Origin of the sequence: Microcoleus sp. Z1_A1, from assembly GCF_036700305.1 — a bacterium.
Classification (GTDB): domain Bacteria; phylum Cyanobacteriota; class Cyanobacteriia; order Cyanobacteriales; family Microcoleaceae; genus Microcoleus.
In genome coordinates this window covers 94,373-115,893 of the sequence record NZ_JAUBOR010000018.1, presented here as the reverse complement: position 1 = coordinate 115,893, position 21,521 = coordinate 94,373, and the positions used below count along the sequence as shown (strand labels likewise).

The 21,521-nt window shown below is 45.7% G+C and carries 16 protein-coding genes; 11 read left to right on the top strand and 5 right to left on the bottom strand.

What is annotated here, in order from left to right:
* Positions 1–37: 37 nt before the first annotated feature.
* Positions 38–472: a VOC family protein gene (locus QT973_RS14355; protein WP_333040106.1), complete on the bottom strand. Its 435-nt coding sequence runs from the start codon at positions 470–472 to the stop codon at positions 38–40.
* 176 nt (positions 473–648) lie between these two features.
* A complete protein-coding gene (locus QT973_RS14350) occupies positions 649–1,158 on the bottom strand; it encodes a TIGR02652 family protein (RefSeq protein WP_333058340.1) in 510 nt (169 codons plus the stop codon).
* Positions 1,159–1,264: 106 nt separating this feature from the next.
* Here QT973_RS14350 and QT973_RS14345 point away from each other — a divergent pair, with 106 nt between their 5' ends.
* The 4 genes from QT973_RS14345 to QT973_RS14330 all read left to right on the top strand — a co-directional run bounded on the left by QT973_RS14345 (position 1,265) and on the right by QT973_RS14330 (position 7,144).
* Complete coding sequence (locus QT973_RS14345; protein ID WP_333058341.1) at positions 1,265–1,810, top strand: gamma carbonic anhydrase family protein; 546 nt, start codon at positions 1,265–1,267, stop codon at positions 1,808–1,810.
* Positions 1,811–1,851: 41 nt separating this feature from the next.
* Entirely contained in the window at positions 1,852–2,457 is a 606-nt protein-coding gene (locus QT973_RS14340) for a Uma2 family endonuclease (protein WP_333058342.1), read from the top strand.
* A gap of 284 nt (positions 2,458–2,741) precedes the next feature.
* On the top strand, positions 2,742–5,153 hold the full coding sequence (locus tag QT973_RS14335) for a GH116 family glycosyl hydrolase (RefSeq protein ID WP_333391574.1): 2,412 nt from the start codon (positions 2,742–2,744) through the stop codon (positions 5,151–5,153).
* 557 nt (positions 5,154–5,710) lie between these two features.
* Positions 5,711–7,144, top strand: a complete 1,434-nt coding sequence (locus tag QT973_RS14330; RefSeq protein WP_333391573.1) for a protein adenylyltransferase SelO family protein — start codon at positions 5,711–5,713, stop codon at positions 7,142–7,144.
* A gap of 498 nt (positions 7,145–7,642) precedes the next feature.
* Here the strand turns inward: QT973_RS14330 and QT973_RS14325 are convergent, their stop codons facing one another.
* Complete coding sequence (locus QT973_RS14325) at positions 7,643–9,832, bottom strand: tetratricopeptide repeat protein (RefSeq protein WP_333057293.1); 2,190 nt, start codon at positions 9,830–9,832, stop codon at positions 7,643–7,645.
* 153 nt (positions 9,833–9,985) lie between these two features.
* On the bottom strand, positions 9,986–12,184 hold the full coding sequence (locus tag QT973_RS14320; protein ID WP_333391571.1) for a tetratricopeptide repeat protein: 2,199 nt from the start codon (positions 12,182–12,184) through the stop codon (positions 9,986–9,988).
* 502 nt (positions 12,185–12,686) lie between these two features.
* Here QT973_RS14320 and QT973_RS14315 point away from each other — a divergent pair.
* The gene (locus QT973_RS14315; protein WP_333057296.1) at positions 12,687–12,896 is read left to right on the top strand and encodes a hypothetical protein; all 210 of its coding nucleotides are present in this window, start codon (positions 12,687–12,689) and stop codon (positions 12,894–12,896) included.
* Positions 12,897–12,946: 50 nt separating this feature from the next.
* On the top strand, positions 12,947–14,332 hold the full coding sequence (gene mnmE, locus QT973_RS14310; RefSeq protein ID WP_333057297.1) for a tRNA uridine-5-carboxymethylaminomethyl(34) synthesis GTPase MnmE: 1,386 nt from the start codon (positions 12,947–12,949) through the stop codon (positions 14,330–14,332).
* Positions 14,333–14,530: 198 nt separating this feature from the next.
* Here the strand turns inward: mnmE and QT973_RS14305 are convergent, their stop codons facing one another.
* A complete protein-coding gene (locus tag QT973_RS14305) occupies positions 14,531–16,069 on the bottom strand; it encodes a SagB/ThcOx family dehydrogenase (protein ID WP_333391569.1) in 1,539 nt (512 codons plus the stop codon).
* A 227-nt stretch (positions 16,070–16,296) separates the two neighbouring features.
* Between QT973_RS14305 and QT973_RS14300 the strand changes: the two genes are divergently transcribed.
* The 5 genes from QT973_RS14300 to QT973_RS14280 all read left to right on the top strand — a co-directional run.
* The gene (locus QT973_RS14300) at positions 16,297–16,818 is read left to right on the top strand and encodes a pentapeptide repeat-containing protein (RefSeq protein WP_333268297.1); all 522 of its coding nucleotides are present in this window, start codon (positions 16,297–16,299) and stop codon (positions 16,816–16,818) included.
* 314 nt (positions 16,819–17,132) lie between these two features.
* Positions 17,133–17,465 (top strand): hypothetical protein, encoded by a 333-nt coding sequence (locus QT973_RS14295; protein WP_333057300.1) that lies wholly within the window; start codon positions 17,133–17,135, stop codon positions 17,463–17,465.
* Between the two features lie 33 nt (positions 17,466–17,498).
* Positions 17,499–19,574 (top strand): dynamin family protein, encoded by a 2,076-nt coding sequence (locus QT973_RS14290; protein ID WP_333057302.1) that lies wholly within the window; start codon positions 17,499–17,501, stop codon positions 19,572–19,574.
* 14 nt (positions 19,575–19,588) lie between these two features.
* Positions 19,589–21,259: a dynamin family protein gene (locus tag QT973_RS14285; RefSeq protein ID WP_333391567.1), complete on the top strand. Its 1,671-nt coding sequence runs from the start codon at positions 19,589–19,591 to the stop codon at positions 21,257–21,259.
* A 54-nt stretch (positions 21,260–21,313) separates the two neighbouring features.
* Positions 21,314–21,521: hypothetical protein (locus QT973_RS14280; protein WP_333391565.1), on the top strand; the 208-nt coding region annotated here is incomplete at its 3' end.

Genomic DNA, 21,521 nt, shown 5'->3' with positions numbered 1-21,521 from the left:
AGAGAGAGAATGATTATCCCTATGGGTTAGTAATTAACTAATTAAGCCGCCGGATAAACTCTAAAGGCAAACCATCAGTATCGGCAATAAAAGCTACTTCGTAAACATTTTGCCCGATCGCCTGTTGAGTCGGTTCTAATAAAACTTTCAAAGCTTGAAACTGGTTTGGTTGGTCTTTAGCAGCTTCCTCAAACCGCTCTTTCAGAGACTGCAACCAGCTAGGCAAGTCAGTTGTCGCCTCAGTTAAATCGAAAGATAAATGATAATATCCAACATAATGCTCGTCTCCGAAAGCATCCGGTGCGGGTTTTGGTTCCGGGATTTGGATTAGTTCGATGCGTCCGTTGAGACCTTCCATCCAACAGGCTAGGGTGTACCCTGTGGTAAAGCGATCGCTCACAGTAAATCCCAACTGTTCGTAAAAGGCGATCGCCCGGTGAATGTTAGCAGTGCGAATCGAGGCGTGGTGCATTCGATTTTAGATTTTAGATTTTAGATTTTAGATTGGGGAATTGGGAATTGGGAATTGGGAATTGGGAATTGGGAATTGGGCATTGGGCATTGGGCATTGGGCATTGGGCATTAGGAATAAGAACTAACTAATGACTAATAACTAATGACTAATGACTAATGACTAATGACTAATAACTATTCAAACAACCGAAAATAGGGATATCTAATCGGAACTCCCGGCTCTTTTTCCAAATCAAAATTAATCACTTCCCAGCAAGGGTCCTCTTGGGGATCGGGGCTAAAATCCACAGGCAAACCGTACAGCCTCGGCCGCGGCGATTCCGCCTGACCCCGCCAAGGCGTGCTGCGTTCCAAATAAGCGCTGATTAAGTCCCGATAGCGTTGGGCAACGATCACGCGAGTTGCTCGGTAGCCTTGAGTATACAGTCGATCGAGCGCTTCGTGAATTTCAAACCGAATCCCGTCCGGGTGCGTGTGCTGGCGGTACCATTCATTCTCCCAGCGGCGCCAGTGCCGCCCAGACTGAAGGTGAACCAGTTCCCCCGTTTTTGGATCTGCCTCAAATGCCCCGTGACGCGGACACAAATAGGTATCCGTGAGTGTTAAAGCCGGAATTGTTTGGCGACAGTGGGGACACTGAATTTCCGGGCCAAACATCGGGTATTGCAAGGCAACTTCAATCATTTATTTGCGTCCCAGCATATTTTCTCTGCAAAAGTCCCAAATACTCTTATTATATCCCGTATCAACAACCAGCTAATCTGCTAGAAGTATAACGATCGACCAACTAATGAGCAATCTCAACGAATCTCTGTCTGCACTTCCTTCCTATTGGCCCTTGCCCGATCTATCCCCAGCGGCTTTTGTCGCTGAAGGCGCTATTGTCATCGGCAGGGTAGAGGTGGCTGCGGGCGCTAGTATCTGGTATGGGGCGGTGGTGCGGGCGGATATAGAGCGAATTGTGATCGGCTCAAGTACCAATATCCAAGATGGAGCAATTCTGCACGGTGATCCAGGGAAACCGACTGTTTTGGAAGATTTCGTGACAGTGGGACACCGAGCCGTGATTCACTCAGCTTACATTGAACGGGGCTGCCTGATCGGGATTGGGGCGATCGTCCTGGATGGAGTGAGGGTGGGCACAGGCTCGATCGTCGGTGCAGGGGCGGTTGTCACCAAAGACGTTCCCCCTCACACGCTAGTTGCGGGAGTGCCTGCCAAACCCCTGCGGGATGTCTCTGAGGAAGAAGCAGCCGAGTTGGTGGAACACGCTAAGCGTTACGAAAAGTTGGCTTTGGTTCACGCGGGGAAAGGTTCTGATTTGGGATTTGGTTAGTTGATAGAATAAGATTTTCAGCAAAAAACTATTTGTTTCCAATGGCTTACACCGCGCAAAAAATCCTAACTTTTGAAACATTCCTCGATCGATATTGTGACAACTTCCGCTACGAGCTCGCTGACGGAGAATTAGTTGACATGGAACCCACAGGCCCCCACGAAACCGTCAGCGGTAAACTAGCAACTCAAATCGGCATCGCCATCGCAGCCGAAAAACTACCTTGGTTCATTCCGCGCACTTGTTTGATCCGTCCATTTTCAGATGCAGCTACTGCCCGCCGTCCCGATATTGTCGTATTAGATGAAACTGCTATTGTCAGCGAACCTCTTTGGGAAAGAGAACCTGTGATTACGCTGGGACGATCTATTAAATTGGTGGTAGAAGTCGTCAGCACTAACTGGGAAACAGATTACGCCCGAAAAGTTGAAGAATATGCTATTTTAGGGATTCCAGAGTATTGGATAGTTGATTATCGCGGATTGGGAGGCGTGGCTTTTATCGGTAAACCAAAACAACCTACTATCACCGTTTGCCAACTGATTGACCAAGATTACACGCAGCAACAATTTCGCCTCGGCGATCGGATTATTTCTCCTTTGTTAACCAGCTTGCAACTGCGGTTAGATGATGTTCTACCGCGTTAGGCGATCGACAACAAATTTTAGATTTTAGATGTTAGATTGGAGAATTGATTAATCTGGCAGCCCTGAACCCAATTGCTTTTGGCCAACAATCAACAGTCGAGCGATTTGAGATTTGAGATTTGAGATGGGAGAATTGATGAATCCGGGAGTCCAGAACCCAATTACTTTAAGTCAACAATCTACAGTCAACAACCGTCGGAAATCTCGGAATTTGTTCGATAGATAAAAGTTTAAAATAAAATAAAAAAAATTGTAAAGCTCGATCGAGCGCTAAGATTAATCACATGAATAACGATCGCACATCTACTCCAAACATCCCCCCGCACACCTGGAAACGTCCCATCGGCCTCGGTTGGGAGAATCCCTATACAGTCCGCTACGCAAGCAATCTCGACGACGGGCCCTGGCACGGAATGCCTCTGGGCGGGTTCGGTGCCGGCTGCATCGGGCGATCGTCCCGCGGCGACTTCAACCTCTGGCACATTGACGGCGGCGAGCACATTTTTCGCAGTTTGCCCGCTTGTCAGTTCAGCGTTTTTGAAGAAACTCAAGGCAAGAAACAAGCTTTTGCACTGTCCACTGAACCGCCTACCGATGGCAGTTTATCGAGTTGGAAATGGTATCCAAAAGAAGGAACAAGAGAAGAGTCTAATTCTGGTACTTATCATGCTTTGTATCCGCGCAGTTGGTTTGTTTACGAAAATGTGTTTCATGCTCAATTAAGCTGCGAGCAATTTTCGCCAGTTTTGCCGAACAATTATCAGGAAAGCAGTTACCCAGTCGCCATGTTTGAATGGGTGGCGCACAATCCTACAGATGCGCCGATCACTCTCAGCATCATGCTGACTTGGGAGAATATTGTTGGTTGGTTTACTAATGCCAACAAGTCGCCGAAAGTCATGGTTCGAGATGATGGTAGTCCATTTTATGACTATCAATCCCGGTGGGGAGAAAGCGGCGGAAATATGAATTTGTTGGTGGAAGATTTTCACCGAATCGGTTGCGTGATGACGCGGTTGACTGCTGAGGAGGAACCGCAAGAGGGGGATGGACAATGGGCGATCGCAACTATTACTAATCCGGCGGTAGAAGTATTCTATCAAACTCGTTGGAACCCGGCGGGGAATGGCGAGGATGTTTGGCGCAACTTTTCTGCAGAAGGTTTCTTGTTGGATGACAAAGACGAGACAGCAGCAGCAGCAGGAGAACAGTTGGCTTGTGCGATCGCAGTTCGCTTTACTATTCGACCGGGAAAAACTCGCAAAATCCCCTTTATTATAGCTTGGGATTTGCCCGTTACTGAGTTTGCATCGGGAGTTTGGTACTACCGTCGCTACACAGATTTCTTCGGCCGCAACGGCAAAAATGCTTGGCCGATTATTCGCACTGCAATGAAGCATTCCGATACTTGGCGCGAAAATATTGAAGCTTGGCAAAAACCGATTTTAGAACGGAAAGATTTGTCAGACAGTTTTAAAATGGCTTTGTTTAACGAGTTATACGCCCTGACAGACGGCGGTACTCTTTGGAGTGCGGCTGACGAACGCGATCCCAAGGGTCAATTTGCGGTTTTGGAGTGCATTGATTACCGCTGGTACGAAAGTTTGGACGTGCGGCTTTACGGTTCTTTTGCTTTGTTGATGCTGTGGCCGGATTTGGAAAAGTCGGTGGTTTTAGCGTTTGCTAGGGCAATTTCGGCCGGAGACGATACGCCGAGAATTATTGGCTGGAATCAAGCTTCGGCTATTAGAAAAGCTGTCGGCGCGACGCCGCACGATTTGGGTGCTCCTAACGAACATCCTTGGGAGAAAACGAATTATACTAGCTATCAAGATTGCAATTTGTGGAAGGATTTGCCTTGCGATTTTGTGTTGCAGGTTTATCGGGATTTCCTGTTGACTGGCGCCACAGATTGTGAGTTTCTGCAAGAGTGTTGGCCGGCAATTGTTGAGGCTTTGGCTTATCTGAAAACTTTTGATGAGGATGGGGACGGAATTCCTGAGAATTCTGGAGCACCGGATCAGACGTTTGATGATTGGCAAATGCGGGGGATAAGTGCCTATTGCGGGGGTTTGTGGTTGGCGGCGCTGGAGGCTGCGATCGCGATCGGCGAAATCTTGGAAGATGCAGCACCGGAGATAATTCCTAACCCTCAAGCAAAGATAGCATTATATCACAGTTGGCTGCTACAAGCAAGACCGAGCTATCAAGAAAAACTGTGGAACGGTCAATATTACCGTTTGGACAGCGAGAGTAACTCAGAAGTGGTGATGGCAGACCAATTGTGCGGTCAATTTTACGCGAAACTGTTAGGATTACCGGATATTGTGCCGCCGGAATGTGCAGCCAGTGCTCTAGAAACTGTGTACGAATCTTGCTTTTTGAAGTTCAACGATGGCGAGTTCGGTGCGGCAAATGGGGTGATGCTGAACGGTTCGCCGGAAAATCCTAATGCGACTCATCCTTTGGAAGTTTGGACGGGTATTAATTTTGGGTTGGCGGCTTTTTTGGTACAGATGGGGATGGAGGAGAAAGCGTTTAAATTGACGGATGCGGTGGTGAAGCAGATTTATGAAAATGGGTTGCAGTTTCGGACGCCGGAAGCGATTACGGCGGGGGGAACTTTTCGGGCGAGTCACTATTTGCGGGCGATGGCAATTTGGGCGATTTACGGAGTGTTGACTAATTTTAAATAGGGGAAAAGGTAGATAGCAATCCTTGTAGGAGTTGTAATTTTTTTGACCCCACCCCAACCCTCCCCGAACCCGTGGGGAGGGAGTAAGAAATTCACAAATGATTTAGATTACTATATTAGGTGGTGAATCCCACTTAACTTTAAAAAATTTAAGACTTCATATCATGTCCCGTCGATTACCCTTCATCAGGTAGGGGCGGGTTCACCAATAACATCGGCCAATAATTGACAATCTCAAAAACCCGCCCGGCCGGGATATTATGGTCAATCCGATATGAGATCAACTCCATTTTTAGCAAGAAAAACGGTTAATTTAACTATCGCTAAAATTGACCGTTAAAATTTTTAGCCTTCCAGGGAGACGCTAATGTTTCCTGCTCAAACTTTAGCTATGCTAAAATTTTAAAATGAAACAGCCCTGCTGGGATGCGAGGGAGATCGAAATCGGCTATAAACTAGAGAGAAAAAGGGTTTGAGGCGATTGTTGACACCAATGCAGTCCGCACCTTACCCGTATATAATTTGGAGCGATCGCCAATTTCAAGATAAAATAGAAAAATGTCAAATCCTTTGCTTTCCCTCAACTACGAACCCGCCCTCGAATCCCTCGGTGGCGACTATTTTGATGAAGTCCCTGCGGCCGATTTTCCGCAGCATATTCTCCGCTTCCGCAACGACAAATTATTGCCGATATTGGGTTTAGACCCAGCACAAGTAACCGACCAACATTTTATCGAAGCGTTCGGCGAATTTCACTGCGTCCGCCCCTTTCTCGCACTCCGTTACCACGGCTATCAATTCAACCAATATAACCCCAATTTAGGTGATGGTAGAGGCTTTTTGTACGGCCAAGTTCGCGGTACTGACGGCAGACTTTACGACTTCGGCACTAAAGGTTCTGGCCGCACTCCCTACTCGCGGGGCGGTGACGGTAGACTCACTCTCAAAGGGGGAATTCGCGAAGTTTTAGCTGCCGAAGCTTTGCACCGGTTGGGAGTTAGAACATCTCGCTGTTTTAGTTTAGTTGAAACTGGAGATGCTTTGTGGCGGGGGGACGAACCATCTCCGACGCGATCGTCCGTAATGGTGCGTTTCAGTCATTCTCACATCCGGTTTGGAACTTTTGAAAGATTGCACTATATCCGCCGCCCGGATTTAACTAAAAAACTTTTAGATTTTGTTATTGAATATTACTACCCTGAACTGCATTTAGAAGCAAGTAATGCCGGGGTTTCGCCTGCCGAAAAATATGCCCTATTTTATGCAGATTTAGTCAAGCGAGTAGCTGAATTAGTCGCTCAGTGGATGGCAGCAGGATTTTGCCAGGCCGTGCTGAATACTGATAATATGTCAATTACAGGAGAAAGTTTCGATTACGGGCCTTTCGCTTTTATCCCAACTTACAAGCCGCAATTTACAGCAGCTTATTTTGACTATTCGGGTCTTTATTGTTACGGCAATCAACCGTTGATTTGTAGGGACAATTTAGAGAAGCTTCAGGAACCGCTAGCAGCGGCGATTCCTCAAGCTGATATGGATGCGGGTTTGGCAAAGTTTGGCGATTATTATAATGCAGCTTATCGGCGGTTGATGCTAAATAGATTGGGATTTGAGGATTTGCCAGAAGCTGATGGAGATGAGTTGTTGAAGGTGACAATTAAAATGCTGGCGGAGTCTCAAGTAGGCTATCACGATTTCTTTTTTGAACTGCGAAGACAGTTTTCTGGCACTTGGCGAGATGATGCTAGTCTAATTTTTACTGAGGCGGAACCGGCGGACTTGATAGCACCTTGGCGACAGTTTTATTATCACGTTTTGCAAAGTTTGTCGGCGGATGATATGGACAAAATGGCGGACAGGTTGCGGAGGCACAATCCCGAACAATCGCTGTTGAGACCGACGATTGAGGCTGTTTGGGAACCGATAGCTATTGATGATAATTGGGAACCGTTTTATGAGTTGGTGAAGAGACTGCAAGACCCAGAAAATTGATTGACAATAGCTGGAATTAATAGCGCGTAATGGCTGGTTCACCTGTATTTTCTGTTGGTATTAAAGATTAGCGTGAACCAGCCCCGGAGCAATCTGAGATTATAAAATGTTGACCGATAAAAATATAAGATGGAGAAATAATGACTAATGACTAATGACCGAAAGCATCCAGGATACAAGCCCCCGGATTCATTCCGAAAGCAGAATCAGGACGGAGAAATACAGCATATTCGGTGGTTGATGAAGTACAGTAGCTGCTATATTTATGTTGTGTGATTTTAATATGTAGGGTGCGGATCTGCGACCTTTTAAATAGAACTTGCAGATTGACTGGTGGCGACGCACCTTACTTACTACAAGATTGTGTGTACTAAATATACATGGAATATGCTGTAAAAAACCTGTATCCGATGAAACTTGCCGAACGTATTTATCCGTGGGGTCAATGCTTCAATTCTTTAATCTAAAATCTAAAATCTAAAATCTAAAATCGATTGACTACTTGAGTTTTTCAATCTCAAATTGTGCATCTTTGTAACCGCCAGTAAGTCCTTGATCGAGAAACATTTTGCCAGCTTTTTCTAAATCGCTAATTGCTCCTGCTTTGTCTCCCAAGGAGCTACGAACCATGCCTCTACCGTAGTAAGCAGCAGCATAATTAGGACTGATCCGAATAGCTTGCACGTAATCTGCGATCGCACTATTGTAATTCTTTAACTCGTGATAAATCTTAGCCCGATTGGCGTAAGCTTCAGCATTGTTGGGATTGAACCCGATTGCTGCTGTAAAATCTGCGATCGCCCCCTGGGCGTCACCCCCGGCGCTGCGAGCTAAACCGCGATTGTTAAAAGCATTAAAATCATTCGGATTCACTGTCAGCGCTTGAGTGCAATCGGCAATTGCTTTGGGATAATCCTTCAAATTTAAATAAGCAATGCAGCGATTGTTGTAAGGAACCCCATCCTCCTCGCTCAGCGAAATTGCCTGAGTACAATCGTCAATTGCCGCTTGATGCGCTCCTAAATTCAACTGGGTGCTACAACGATTAGCGTAAGCATCTCCACTCTTGGGATCGATCGCAATTACCTGAGAATAATCCGCCAAAGCTCCCTGATAATCTCCTAGGTGAAAGCGAGCTCTCCCCCGACTGTAGAAAGCATCAACATTCTTAGCATCAAGTTTAATTGCTTCAGTATAATCTCCAATCGCCCCCTGCAAATCGCCACTCCCAGCACGAGCCAACCCCCGCGAATGATAAGCTTTAACCAGGTTCGGCTGCAACCGAATTACTTCATTAAAATCCTGAATAGCCATCTTGTAATCTTGCAGTTCTAAATAAGCAACTCCTCTTTCATAATATGTATCAGCATCCTTGGGCTGGAGATTCAGAGCTTGAGTGTAATCCTCTATCGCCCCGCGCGTGTCGTTAAAATCGTGACGGGCTAGGCCGCGGTTAAAATAAGCCTGAACATATTTAGGATTGAGAGCGATCGCCTGAGAATAATCTGCAATTGCTTCTTGATATTTTTGTAAATCATAATTAGCATTACCGCGCTGGTAAAAACTCTCAGCATTTTTAGGATTCAATTGAATTGACTTATTAAAAGCCTGCAAAGCTGCATCCGCATCTTTATTGCGAGACTTTTCCACTCCCTGTTCGTAATATTCCTGAGCTTTAATCGGATTCGGGCGGCGCCAGTAACTAAACAGAAATATCAGAACTATTGCCGCCCCGACGCCTGCCAAAATCAGCAACCAAAATCGACTTCCCAAACGTGACGAAAAACTATCAGAAGAAACTAAGGTGGGAGCCATACTTTTCTTGTGAGCCGGATTCATCGGTTCTTGGCGGTGTCTCAACTTGCTCAGAGCTAGCAAAACTTCATCCGCAGATTGATAGCGCTTGGCAAATTGGTGACAGACCATTTTGTCAATTATATTGGCTAATCCCACAGAACATTGAGCTCGGTTTCGCCAAACAATTTCCCCGGTATGAGAAGGACTCGGATCTTGCAATTTTGGCAAATCCGTACCGGGTAAACCAGTGATAGCTTGGACTGCCATCATCCCGACTGCATAGAGGTCACTGCTAAATTGCGGGTTGCCTTGAAATTGTTCGATCGGCATATAAGCCGGAGTACCAGTAGCAATGGTGCGCGGAAATTCGGTATCGTAGTCACTGACGTGACTTGCAACTTCTTTAACCGAACCAAAGTCAATTAAAACTAATTTGCCGTCTGGTTTGCGGCGGATTAAGTTGGAGGGATTAACATCGCGGTGAATCACTCCCTGAGAGTGTACGAAGGCGAGAACTTGTAACACTTCTTGCAACAGATCCAGCACTCGTTCTTCTCGCCAAGGTTGACCGGCCACAATTTCCCTATTTAGGGCGTGTCCGGGGACAAACTCTTCAACGAGGTAGAATTGATTCGCTTCTTCAAAATAAGCTAGTAAAAATGGAATTTGATCGTGTTTTCCCAGCTTTTCTAATATTTCTGCTTCTTGTTTAAATAAGCGATAAGCTGTTTTGAGAACTGTGGAAGTGTTGCTGGGAGGGCGCAGTTGTTTGACTACACATTGAGGATGGCCCGGTCGGCGAGTATCGACAGCTAAATAAGTCTGTCCAAAAGCTCCTGAACTGAGAATTTGCACTACGCGATAACGCCTGTCTAAAAGTTGACCAACCATGTTCATATCTATAATTTAGAATTGGTAACGGGGAATTGGTAATTTGTAATTTGTAATTGGTAATTGGTAATTTTGCTTTCTTGTTTCTTCCTTTTTTCTTCTCCCTTCTGACTTTTTTCTGCTTTTTTTAACATCTGAATGGTGACTAATAGTTTATTTAGGGTCGTTGATTTGTGATTGTGCGTTTTGGAAACCATCGGCTCTTCCTTGTTCTAGAAAGAGGGTTGCAGCTTTCTGAAAATCCTCGATCGCCCCAGCACGGTCTTTGAGTTGGCGGCGGACGAGGCCCCGGCTGTAAAAAGCGCTAGCATTGTTGGGGTTGAGCCGCAGCGAGTGAGCGAAATCCTCAACTGCTAAAGGGTAATTTTTTAGTTCTGAGTAAATAGTACCGCGATTGCTGTAAGCTACGGCATCGCTGGGATTGAGTCGAATTGCTTGAGTAAAATCTTCCACAGCTCCCTGCTTGTCTCCCGAAGCCGATCGAGCTAATCCTCGATTGCTGTATGCTTTGGGATTGTTGCCGTTGAGTCCGATCGTCAAACTGCAATCTTCGCTGGCCTTTTGATATTGTTTTAAATTCAGATAAGCAATGCAGCGGTTGTTGTAAGCTGCTTCATCTTTTGGATCGAGGCGAATTCCTTCGGTGCAATCTGCAATCGCTTTGTCGTAGGTGGCCAAATTCAAGTAAGCGCTGCACCGATTGGTATAAGCATCAGCGAGATCGGGTTGTAATTCGATCGCCTTAGTATAATCTTCCATCGCTCCTTGATAATCTGCCAGATTAAATCTCGCTCGACCACGACTGTAGTATACGCCAGCTTGTTTGGGGCTAATTTGCAGGGCTTGAGTAAAATCTGCCATTGCTCCTGTTTTGTCGCCTGCTGCCGATCGAGCTAAACCCCGATTGCTGTAAGCTGTAGCATCGTTGGGACTGAGCCTAATTGCTTGAGTGTAGTCTTCAATTGCTGTGCGGTAGTCGCCCAAATCGTAGTAGGCCAAACCCCGCTGAGAGTAGGCCTCACCGTCGCTGGGATTGAGTCGCACTACTTGGGTGAAATCTTCCACGGCCCCCCGCTTGTCCCCGATGTCGAGGCGGGCCATACCTCGATTGTAGAGAGCTTTGGTGTGGCTGGGATTGACTTTAATTGCTTGCGTGTAATCCTGTATTGCTTCCTCGGTGGCGCCCGTGTCGTAGCGAGCGTTTGCCCGCTTGTAGTAAGTTTCCGCATCGCTGGCATTCAGGGCGATCGCTTGAGTATAATCGGCGATCGCGCCTGTTGTGTCCCCTTGCTGCGCCTTGGTAACGCCGCGGGCCAACAATTCTTTTGACCTCGCCGGACTTTGACTCTGCCAAAAGTAAATCATCAGTGCAGTCAAGATTAAAGCTGCCGCTGTTGCAGCCAACAGCAGCAGTTTGGTTTGGCTTTGTCTTCGCGGTTGACTCATAGCGTCCGTGATGATTGTGGCTGGCGGCGGCTCAACCTCCAATTTTACGGCGATTTGTTTGAGGTCTGCTAAAACTTCGGCGGCCTCCTGATAACGTTCCTCGCAGTCGGGGCGCACCATTCGATCGATAATATCTGCTAGGGCGACCGAACAAGTTGCCCGGTTTCGCCAGGGAATTTCGTTTTTGTTGTTTTTTAAGGCACTCAGTTCGTTGGGTGAGAGTCCCGTGACGGCAATCTGGGCGATCGTACCTAGAGCGTAGATGTCGCTATTGTAACGGGGGTTGCCGCTCAATTGCTCGATCGGCACGTATAATTCCTGAGCCGCCAAATCCTGTTTTTTTGCCACAGGCCGTTTAACAGAGTTCGGGGAAGTTTGCGACAACAAATGACAGTTAGCAAGTTCCGGGTTAATTTCTTTGTCTAAGCTAAAGTCTACCAATACAAATTTGCCGTCAGACTCGCGCCGGATCGCTCTGTCTGGTTGAATTCTGCGGTGAATAAAACCCTTCTCGTGGATGAACACCAAAATTTCTAATATTTCTGATAGCAGATTAATTACTTGGTCTTCATCCCAAGGTTGACCGGGTATTAGTTCTTGACTTAAAGGTAATCCGGCAATAAATTCTTCAATTAAGTATAAACTTTGATTTTCCTCAAAATACGCCAATAATTCCGGGATTTTGTCGTGTTTTCCCAATTTTTCAATTATTTCGGCGTTTCTTTGAAATAAAACTTTGACTAATTCTGGAGTTTGCGAACTTGTGCCGGGTAGCCGCATTTCTCTAACCGTGCATTGCGGATACCCGGGACGGTGAGTATCTGCTGCTAGATAAGTTTTTCCCACCTCACTTGAGTCTGTGACTTTAATGATGCGGTAACGTCTGTCTAGAAGTTGACCAATCATACTTTGCCCTCTACCCTGTCAATCGATTTTAGATTTTAGATTTTAGATTTTAGATTGAAGCATTGACCCCACAGATAAATTCGGGGGGCAAGTTTCATCGGATACAGGTTTTTTCTTTCTCCACGGATGAATCCGGGGGCTTGTATCCTGGATGCTTGATTGTCAATTTTCCATTATCGCATGAAATCAGAATAGCCAAAATATTTGGCTGAGTAATTTAAGTTCGATCGATCCGTGACTCCTACCCAAAAACCGATAGTTGCTTTCCGACAGGAGTCGTTAGCCTCCCAAAATTTTAGACCCCTGTTCAAGCTACCCGATTCATTTGTGGAGTCAATCTAAAATCTAAAATCGACTGACTGGACAAACGGGCGATCGGATTGGCTAGCCAAGTCCATCGCTGTTGCCACGCTCTTCTAATATTTTAGAAAAAAAATGCTGAAATTGTTTATCCTGTCAATGAGATATGTATAATTTAACAACCAAGCCGGAGGTCAGTCAAATGAACGTACAAGTGGTTGAATCCCTAATTCAAGTTATCTGGTCTCTCGCAGCCGACGAGCAATTAGCGATTCTAGGGAAAAGATTACCAAATATCTCCTACGCTTCGACCCGGAAACTGGTGCATTTTGCCCTAAAGGGCGACTATTTTAATTTTTTGAATGACGAACTAGAGATTTATACTCTCAAATACCGAGAAGCAATTGCCTGATACTCAAAAACAGGAGATTGAGAGAACTTTTAAATGTGTGAACAATAAAAATGTCTGAATCACTAACAAAAGGAGGAACGATCGCAGCGATCGCCACCGCCATAGTTCCCCAACAAGGCAGCGTCGGCATTGTGCGAGTTTCCGGTTCCGCAGCCTTAAAAATTGCCGAAACTCTGTTTCGCGCCCCAGGACGGCAAATTTGGGAGTCTCACCGCATTCTTTACGGTCACATCCGCCGCCCCAAAACTCAAGAATTAGTCGATGAAGCTTTGCTGCTAATCATGAAAGCGCCGCGTTCTTTTACTCGCGAAGATGTGGTGGAATTTCACTGTCACGGTGGCATTATGGCCGTGCAGCAAGTCTTGCAGTTGTGTTTGGAACATGGGGCGAGATTAGCCGCGCCAGGAGAGTTTTCGCTGCGGGCTTTTTTGAACGGGAGGCTGGATTTAACTCAAGCTGAAAGTATCTCAGATTTGGTGGGAGCAAAATCGCCCGCTGCTGCACAAAGTGCTTTGGCCAGTTTGCAGGGAAAATTAGCGCAGCCCATTCGCAAATTGAGAACAACTTGTTTGGACGTGTTGGCAGAAATTGAGGCGAGAATTGATTTTGAGGAAGATTTGCCGCCTTTAGATGAAGCTAAAACATCTTTGGAAATAAATCATGTTTTGGAGGAATTGTCAACAATTTTGGCGACGGCAGATCGCGGAGAATTGTTGAGAACCGGTTTGAAAGTAGCGATTGTTGGGCGGCCGAATGTGGGAAAATCGAGTTTGTTGAATGCGTGGAGTAAGAGCGATCGGGCGATCGTCACGGATTTGCCCGGTACGACGCGGGATGTGGTAGAATCGCAGCTAGTTGTGGGCGGCATTCCGGTGCAGGTGCTCGATACTGCGGGCATTCGAGAAACCGAAGACAAGGTAGAAAAAATTGGCGTTGAGCGATCGCGCGCAGCAGCAAAACAAGCCGATTTAGTGTTGTTGACAATTGACGCGACATCTGGTTGGACAGAGGGCGATTCGGAAATTTACGAACAAGTAAAGCACCGCCAGCTAATTATAATTATCAACAAAATCGACTTAGTAAAAACCCTCCCCGAACTACCTTTTTCCTCAGAAATTCACCCAATAGTTACCACAGCCGCCGCCATCGACCGAGGCATAGAAGACTTAGAAACAGCAATTTTAGATGCTGTCAGCGGGGGAAATTTGCAAGCAGCCAACTCCGACTTAGCAATCAACCAGCGACAAGCAGCGGCCTTAACTAAAGCTAAAATTTCTCTGGAACAATGCACAGAGACTATGAACAACAAATTGCCTTTAGATTTCTGGACAATAGATTTGCGCGGTGCAATTCAAGCATTGGGGGAAGTTACGGGCGAAGAAGTGACAGAATCAGTGCTGGACAGAATATTTAGCAGGTTTTGCATTGGCAAATAGTAATAGCAGGACTTACGTAAAACCTCTCTATTACAGGTTTGCAATCCTCACTTTACTGCTATCACTTGAAAATTCAGAAGATTGACTGACTCGCTTGGTTGATTTTTGGCAGATTGAGTGGTTCCTACCGTAAATCAGCCCGGCCAATCCTTCAATCTAAAATCTAAAATCTAAAATCTAAAATCGATTCGCTCATTCTTACGATCGAGGTCTTCCCAGACTGGTAATATAAAGCACAGCCTCACCCGCAGGAATACCGAGAACGTCATTGACGCGATCGTCAAAAAAGCCCGCGATACCGCTGACACCCAAACGCAGTTGCATAGCTGCTAAATTCAACCGCTGGCCCAAATGACCCGCGTCCATGTGCAAATAGCGGTAAACTCGATCGCCATATTTTGCTACAGCCCTGTTCAAATCCGCCGTGTGAAATAACAGCGCCCCCGCATCTCTGCCCAAGTCTTGCCCCAAACACAAAAAATGCAATTCCCTGCGGAAATTCTTAAACCGAATTTGCCGCAATTCTTGAGCTTTCGGAGCGTAATAGTAACAGCCTTCTTCTAACCCATGCACTCCCGAAACAGCAATAAAAGTCTCGATCAAACTTAGATCGAAATAGTCTGGATTACCGTCTAATCCTTGGTCGATATAGTGCTGCGGCTGGTAAGTAAAATCCAGCATAGCTAGCAGTTCGCCCAAGCTCAAAGAAGCACCTGTATAAGCACGGGTCGAACGCCTTTTGAGCATAGTATTTTCTAAAGTTTCCAGGTTCACTCCCCAAGGAATCGAAGGAGTGACAGTCGAAACTTTAGTACAAAAGGGAAAGTTGTATTTATCTTCTAATTCCCCTTCATTTTCATCAAGTTTCCAGCCGTCAGATCCGGTAGGGTCTGATTCTAAATGCGTCGCTTTGTGGAGGTATTTTAACAGTTGACCTTCGGAAATTTTCGGGTAATCTGTCGTGGTGTTTCCGGGCAAAGCTGTTTTAAATTTAGGCAAGTTTTGGTCAATATCTAGCAAGTCGGCTAAAGCAACTACACAAATTGCTCCTTCTTGATCCGAGTCGATGTACAGTAATTCATTGACAGCTTCGTCGGCGAATCCTCCAATCAGGTGAGGTCGGTAATCGTTGACGGCGCAAGCTAACTCGATATTGCTCAATAAATGACCGGTGTCTAGAAAAATTCGCCGATAAGCTCGGTCTTCGTAACGCCAAGAAGAACGGAAAAAAACAGTGGTAATGGCGATCGCCAATTGGGTATTTTCTAGCGCGGGCGACTGGAAACAAGCTGCTTGCAATGTCGGCCAAACTTGACTGTCCCAAAAATGAACAAGTGAATGAGTTCTGCACTGATAGTTGTAGAGTCCGGCCGGCAACTGGGCAGTGCCACGGGAAATTAAATAAACCTCTGCTGGGTAGAGTCCACCCGCCGACGGTGCGGATCGCAAATACAGGTAGCTGTCGTCTACCGTCTGCACTTTCGCCGTCAACCCGTAGCTGCACAGCAACAAGCTAGATAACCGATGCCACCAAGCGGCATCGGGATCGGCATCGGCATCCTCCGAGGGGTCTTTGAGATAAGGCTTGAGGTCAAAATACGCTCCAATTTTATATTCTTTGAAAGGCACAGGTTGCTCTGTCCAATCTAGCTGTTTGCTTTTAGCAGCAATGGTTTCAGGGTCGTATTTTGTCCGTTCGTGGTAGTGCTGAGCAATGGAGAGAGGAAGTTCTGGCATATTTCAGTAGAGGATTGGCTTTGGTTTCTCGATCGATCTTGACATTACTAACCGCTTACTGGTTAAGCAAGGCAGAAATTTACAAATATAAAAAAAATCTTAGAAAAAATGCGACTGTTGTTACACAAGCTTAACATAAGAATATGCCTAAGTATAAATACGCAGAATAATAACCATTAATTACTGTTATGGATTGGCTGCAGTAGCTGTCGTCATGAGGGGTGAAAATGCAAAAGCTAAGCGCTGAGGAATTGCTCGCTCAGTATGCTGAGGGCCAGCGAAACTTTAACGCAGTTGACTTAAGTGAAGATAACTTGTTTCAAGCAGATTTGACAGAAATAAATCTTTCTGGTAGCGTTCTGAGGCGAGCTTATTTGCCCTACGGAAATTTGACTCAAGCCAATCTTTATAAAACTGATTTGCAAGATGCTGAATTGGGCGATATTCAACTTTATCAAGCTAACTTGTCGGAAGCAACTTTATCAAGAGCAAACTTATCAAGAGCAAATTTGCGTCACGCCAATTTGCAAGGTGCTAATTTGCAGAAAGCCAATTTGCAAGGTGCGGATTTGTACAATGCAGATTTGACGAATGCCGATTTGAGATATGCGGATTTGAGCCGTGCTAATTTGGAGAAAGCAAAGTTAAGCAAAGCTCAATTAGCGGGCTGCAACTTATTTCGATCGCGCTTGGTTGATTTGTCGGAAGCCGAGTGCGATCGCACTACTATCGGCCCCGAAGGCTATTGATGATTGGCAGCGGCTAATCTAGGGCGTAGGGCGATCGGCTTAATTAGTCGTGAAGCGTAAGCTGTTCTACATTTAAATTGTCTGTTAAAAAACAATTCCCCGTCTTGTGGGGTGGGGTGGGCCTAAAAGCCCGCCCTGAATATACAATTTAAATGCGCGACAGCGTAGCTATCCCGTAGGGAATCGCCCTTTTTAAAATTTCTTAACATTTCTCGACACGCCGGAAAAGGTGAGTTACAGTCGTAGAGAACTTATCGCTCCGCAACATTGACAATAAATAACACATTTTTTCAGCGAAAAACAGGCTAAAATTTATGAATTCTCCAGACAACAAATCCAGAGAACTCCGGCGCAAAGAACAAGAACTGCGGAAGCGAGAACAAGAAATTCGGCTTCGCGAACTAGAAGCCGAAATTGACCGCTCAGTGCCCGAACATCTAACAAGCAAGTACCAAGAACCCGACAGCCAAGTTAACGGCAAACTCAAACAGTGGCGCAGAAAAATTATAGCAGCCGCTCAATTTACAGGCATTGTCATTGCTGTTATCGTTGCAGTTCGCATAGCATCTTGGCTGGCAGCCGCGCTGATAGTGGGAGGCATTGCTTTCATAGCTTACAAAATGTTTATTGAAGAAGACAAAATTTGAGAATGTCAAGCAGGAAACTATCAGGAAATACCCATGAACCTTAAAGTAGAAACTAGCAACTTTCTCAACGATTTAGAGCGAGTAGCCGCCGTCCGCCGAGAAATTGCCACTCGCCTCAGCAACATCGCCACAGCCATCAACCAATCAGAATTAGCAGGAGGAGAAGCATCGGGAAAACTCGGTTTAGAAACAGACAACGCCGACATTGATATCGCCAGTAAAAACTTGCGCCAAGGAGTCTTTCGGCTGCTAGTGCTAGGCGACATGAAACGCGGTAAAAGCACTTTTCTCAATGCGTTAATCGGCGAAAACTTACTGCCCAGCGACGTAAACCCCTGTACAGCTTTGCTGACGATTTTGCGCTACGGTTCAGAAAAAAAAGTCACCGTTTATTTCAATGACGGCAAAAGCCCAAAACAGCTAGATTTTAAAAGTTTTAAACAGAACTACACAATTGACCCCGCTGAGGCAAAACGCTTAGAAGAAGAAAAGAAACCAGCATTTCCAGATATCGATTGCGCCGTAGTAGAATATCCCTTACCTTTGCTGGAAAAAGGCATAGAAATAGTAGACAGTCCCGGACTGAACGATACAGAAGCCCGGAATGAATTATCTCTCGGTTACATCAACAACTGCCACGCTATTTTATTTGTACTTAGAGCCACTCAGCCTTGCACAATGGGCGAAAGACGCTATCTAGAAAATTACATCAAAAATCGCGGATTGAGCATTTTCTTCCTGATAAATGCTTGGGATCAGGTGCGGGAAAGTTTGATTGACCCGGATGATCCTGAAGAATTGGCAGAAGCAGAAGGGAAACTGCGGCGGGTTTTTCAAGCTAATTTGGCTGAATATTGTTTAACAGAAGGCCACGACATTTACGACGAGCGAGTGTTTGCAATTACCTCAATTAAGGCGCTCAGATTGCGGATGAAAAACCCGGATGCGGATTTGACAGGAACTGGTTTTCCAGAGTTTATGGCGGCACTAAATACGTTTTTGACCCAGGAAAGAGCGATTTCGGAATTGCGTCCGGCGAGGACTTTGGCGCGTCAAATTTCTGCTCGTGTCCGCGAAACTGTTGGGCGCAGATTACCATTACTCGATCGCGATGTCAATGAGTTGAAGGAAAAGATTAATTCAGTTGAGCCGGAGTTTAAGAAGCTGACTCACATTCGCGATGAGTTTCAACAAGAAATTATCGAAGTTAGAGATAGTAAATCGCGGGCGATCGCAGATTCTTTCCGCACCTACGTTCTCAACTTAGAAAATACCTTTGAAACAGATTTCTTACGGTATCAACCTGAACTGAGATTTCTGGATTTCTTCAGCCAAGGCAAGCGAGAAGCCTTTGAAGCATCGCTCAAACGAGCATTCGAGCAGTACATCAATGACAAACTAGCAGCTTGGACTCTAACTGCTGAACAAGAGATGAATTCAGCATTTTCGCAACTCTCGAAAAGTGCCGCAAATTACGGAGCATCTTACACGAAAGTGACTGAAAAAATCACCGAAAAACTAACGGGACAAAAAATACCAGCAGCAGTCAGCAACTCGAACGAAGATAACTCGCCCAGTTGGGCAAAATGGGCGATGGGATTGTTCTCGTTAACGACCGGGAATCTGGCAGGCGTAGCAATGGCAGGAGCAGGTTTTGATTGGAAAAATATCCTGCTCAACTTAATTACTGTGTTGAGCGTCAGTACGATTCTTGCTAGTTTGACGGGGATTGTTTTGGGGCCGCTGTACTTGGCTTTATTGGGGATGGGTGTTGGGGTTTTGCAAGCAGACGGAGCTCATAAACAGTTGGTGAAAGCGGCGAAAAAAGAGCTAGTGAAATATCTGCCGCAGGTGGCTCAAGAGCAGTGGCAGCCGATTCACGATGCTGTAAAAGAGTGTTTTGATGTTTACGGGCGGGAAGTGGGCGATCGCATGAATGGTGATATCAATTCTCGGAAATCAGAGTTAGATAATTTGCTGGAACAAAAGGAATCTCGCGAGATTAATTGTCAGGCTGAATCACAGCGGTTGAAAAAATTGGAGGCTGATGTTTCTGCGGAGTCGCAGAGTATCGAATCGCTATATCAAGCTTTCCTAGCATCCGCTTGAAATAAAACAACAATATGCAACAACCCGAAATTTATCAATACCTCACCGACAATCTCAAATCAGCACTCGGTATTCTCGAACTCGACAAAAACTCCCAACTTTATCTAGATACAACCTCAATCTGCGAGTATCTCGCCAAACCAACTTTTCAAATAGCTGTCTTTGGCCCGTTTAACTACGGCAAGTCAACTTTGCTCAATGCAATGCTTGGAAATCGTGCTTTGCCGATCGACCTTGTGCCCACTACAGGTGCTGCCATTTATGTCAACTATGGCGAGGAATTGCGCGCAAAAATTACCCTGAAAGACGGCACGGAAATTAGCGAACCGGGGACTGATGTTTTGAAACGCTACGCCATCCTTGACGACGCGAGACAAATGCGGGATGATGTGGCAGCCGTGAATGTTTACTGTCCCCATCCATTCCTGCAAACCGGTGTGGAATTGCTGGATTTGCCGGGAACCAACGATCGCGAAGAACAGGATAATTTGGTTCGGGATAAATTGCTAACGGCTGATTTGGTTGTGCAGGTTTTAGATGCTCGCAAATTGATGACTTTAGGCGAACGGGAGAACTTGAGAGATTGGTTGAGCGATCGCAACATCAACACAGTCGTCTTTGTTGCCAATTTTCTCAATCTACTCGAACCAGACGACCAAAAACAAGTTTACAATCGCTTGTTGTTTGTTGCCGAAAGTTTTCGCTCCAATTTGCCGAACAATATCAGCAATATCTACCGCGTCGATGCTTTGCCGGCTTTGAGGGCGAGGCTGAAAGGAGATGTGGCGGCCGCCCAAACTACAGGAATTGCCAGCTTTGAATCGGCTTTGCAGAGTATTGTGGCAGATCAACAGGAACAACTAGCAGTTAAGTTGCCCAGAATTGAAGCTATAGCTACTAAAATTTGCCACTCTCTCCGAGCCAAAGCTGAAACTGTCACCGCAGAAATAGCCGCTGCTCAAAAGAAGCACAAAGACAAAATTGAAATTAAACAAAAAGCTGAAAAACTGATATCAAAAGGCTTTCAAGCCAGCGTTTCCGATTTCGAGATTTGGCTTTACCAGCCCACACTTTTGCAGCGGTATCAATCGGAAATGGCGCTGTCGCTCCAGGAAGGGAGTTTTGATGCCTGGAAGCTAAAATTTGAGCGAGAGGTGTTGAAGCAGCAGCAAACCATCGCAGAATGGGTAAATAAAGCTTGCGAGTTCTTTGATAAAGAACAGCCGATCGCACTTTTGATTTCCTTTCCTCCATCCCCGCAAGTTAGCTTACCGGAACCGCCACCACCTCCAGCTCAAAAGTCGATCGACAGTGAAGTGACTCCTGTGGCGATCGCCACAGGCTTAGGTTGGCTATTGGGCGGGCCCGTGGGAGCCGCAGTAGTCGGCGGTGCTAGCTATATTTTGAATAAAAGAACTGGGTATGAAAAGCCGCCTGAATCGCCAGAAGCTTATCTAAATCAAGTAACGGAAATTTGCAGCGAGGCTGCTAAAAACTATCTCGCTCGCTTCAGTACCGATACTTTTTCCATGCTGCAACACTACAAGGAAATCGCCGGAAAAGTTATCTGTTTTCAAGACAGCAAAGAGCCATTAAATATGAATGTTCAACAGTACCAGTTACAGTTAGTAAATAATTTAATCGAGAACTTAGAAGCACAATTGGAGAGAATAAAAGTTATATGATTTGAGATTTTATATTACTTTGATGGCTCTGTCAAATCCTCAAGAACAGGCAAGATGCCTGTTCCACAAAAATTCAGTTTTATTGTGGTAAGAACAGGCAAGATGCCTGTTCCACAACAATTCAGTTTTATTGTGGGAAGAACAGGCAAGATGCCTGTTCCACAAAAATTCAGTTTTATTGTGGGAAGAACAGGCAAGATGCCTGTTCCACAACAATTCAGTTTTATTGTGGGAAGAACAGGCAAGATGCCTGTTCCACAAA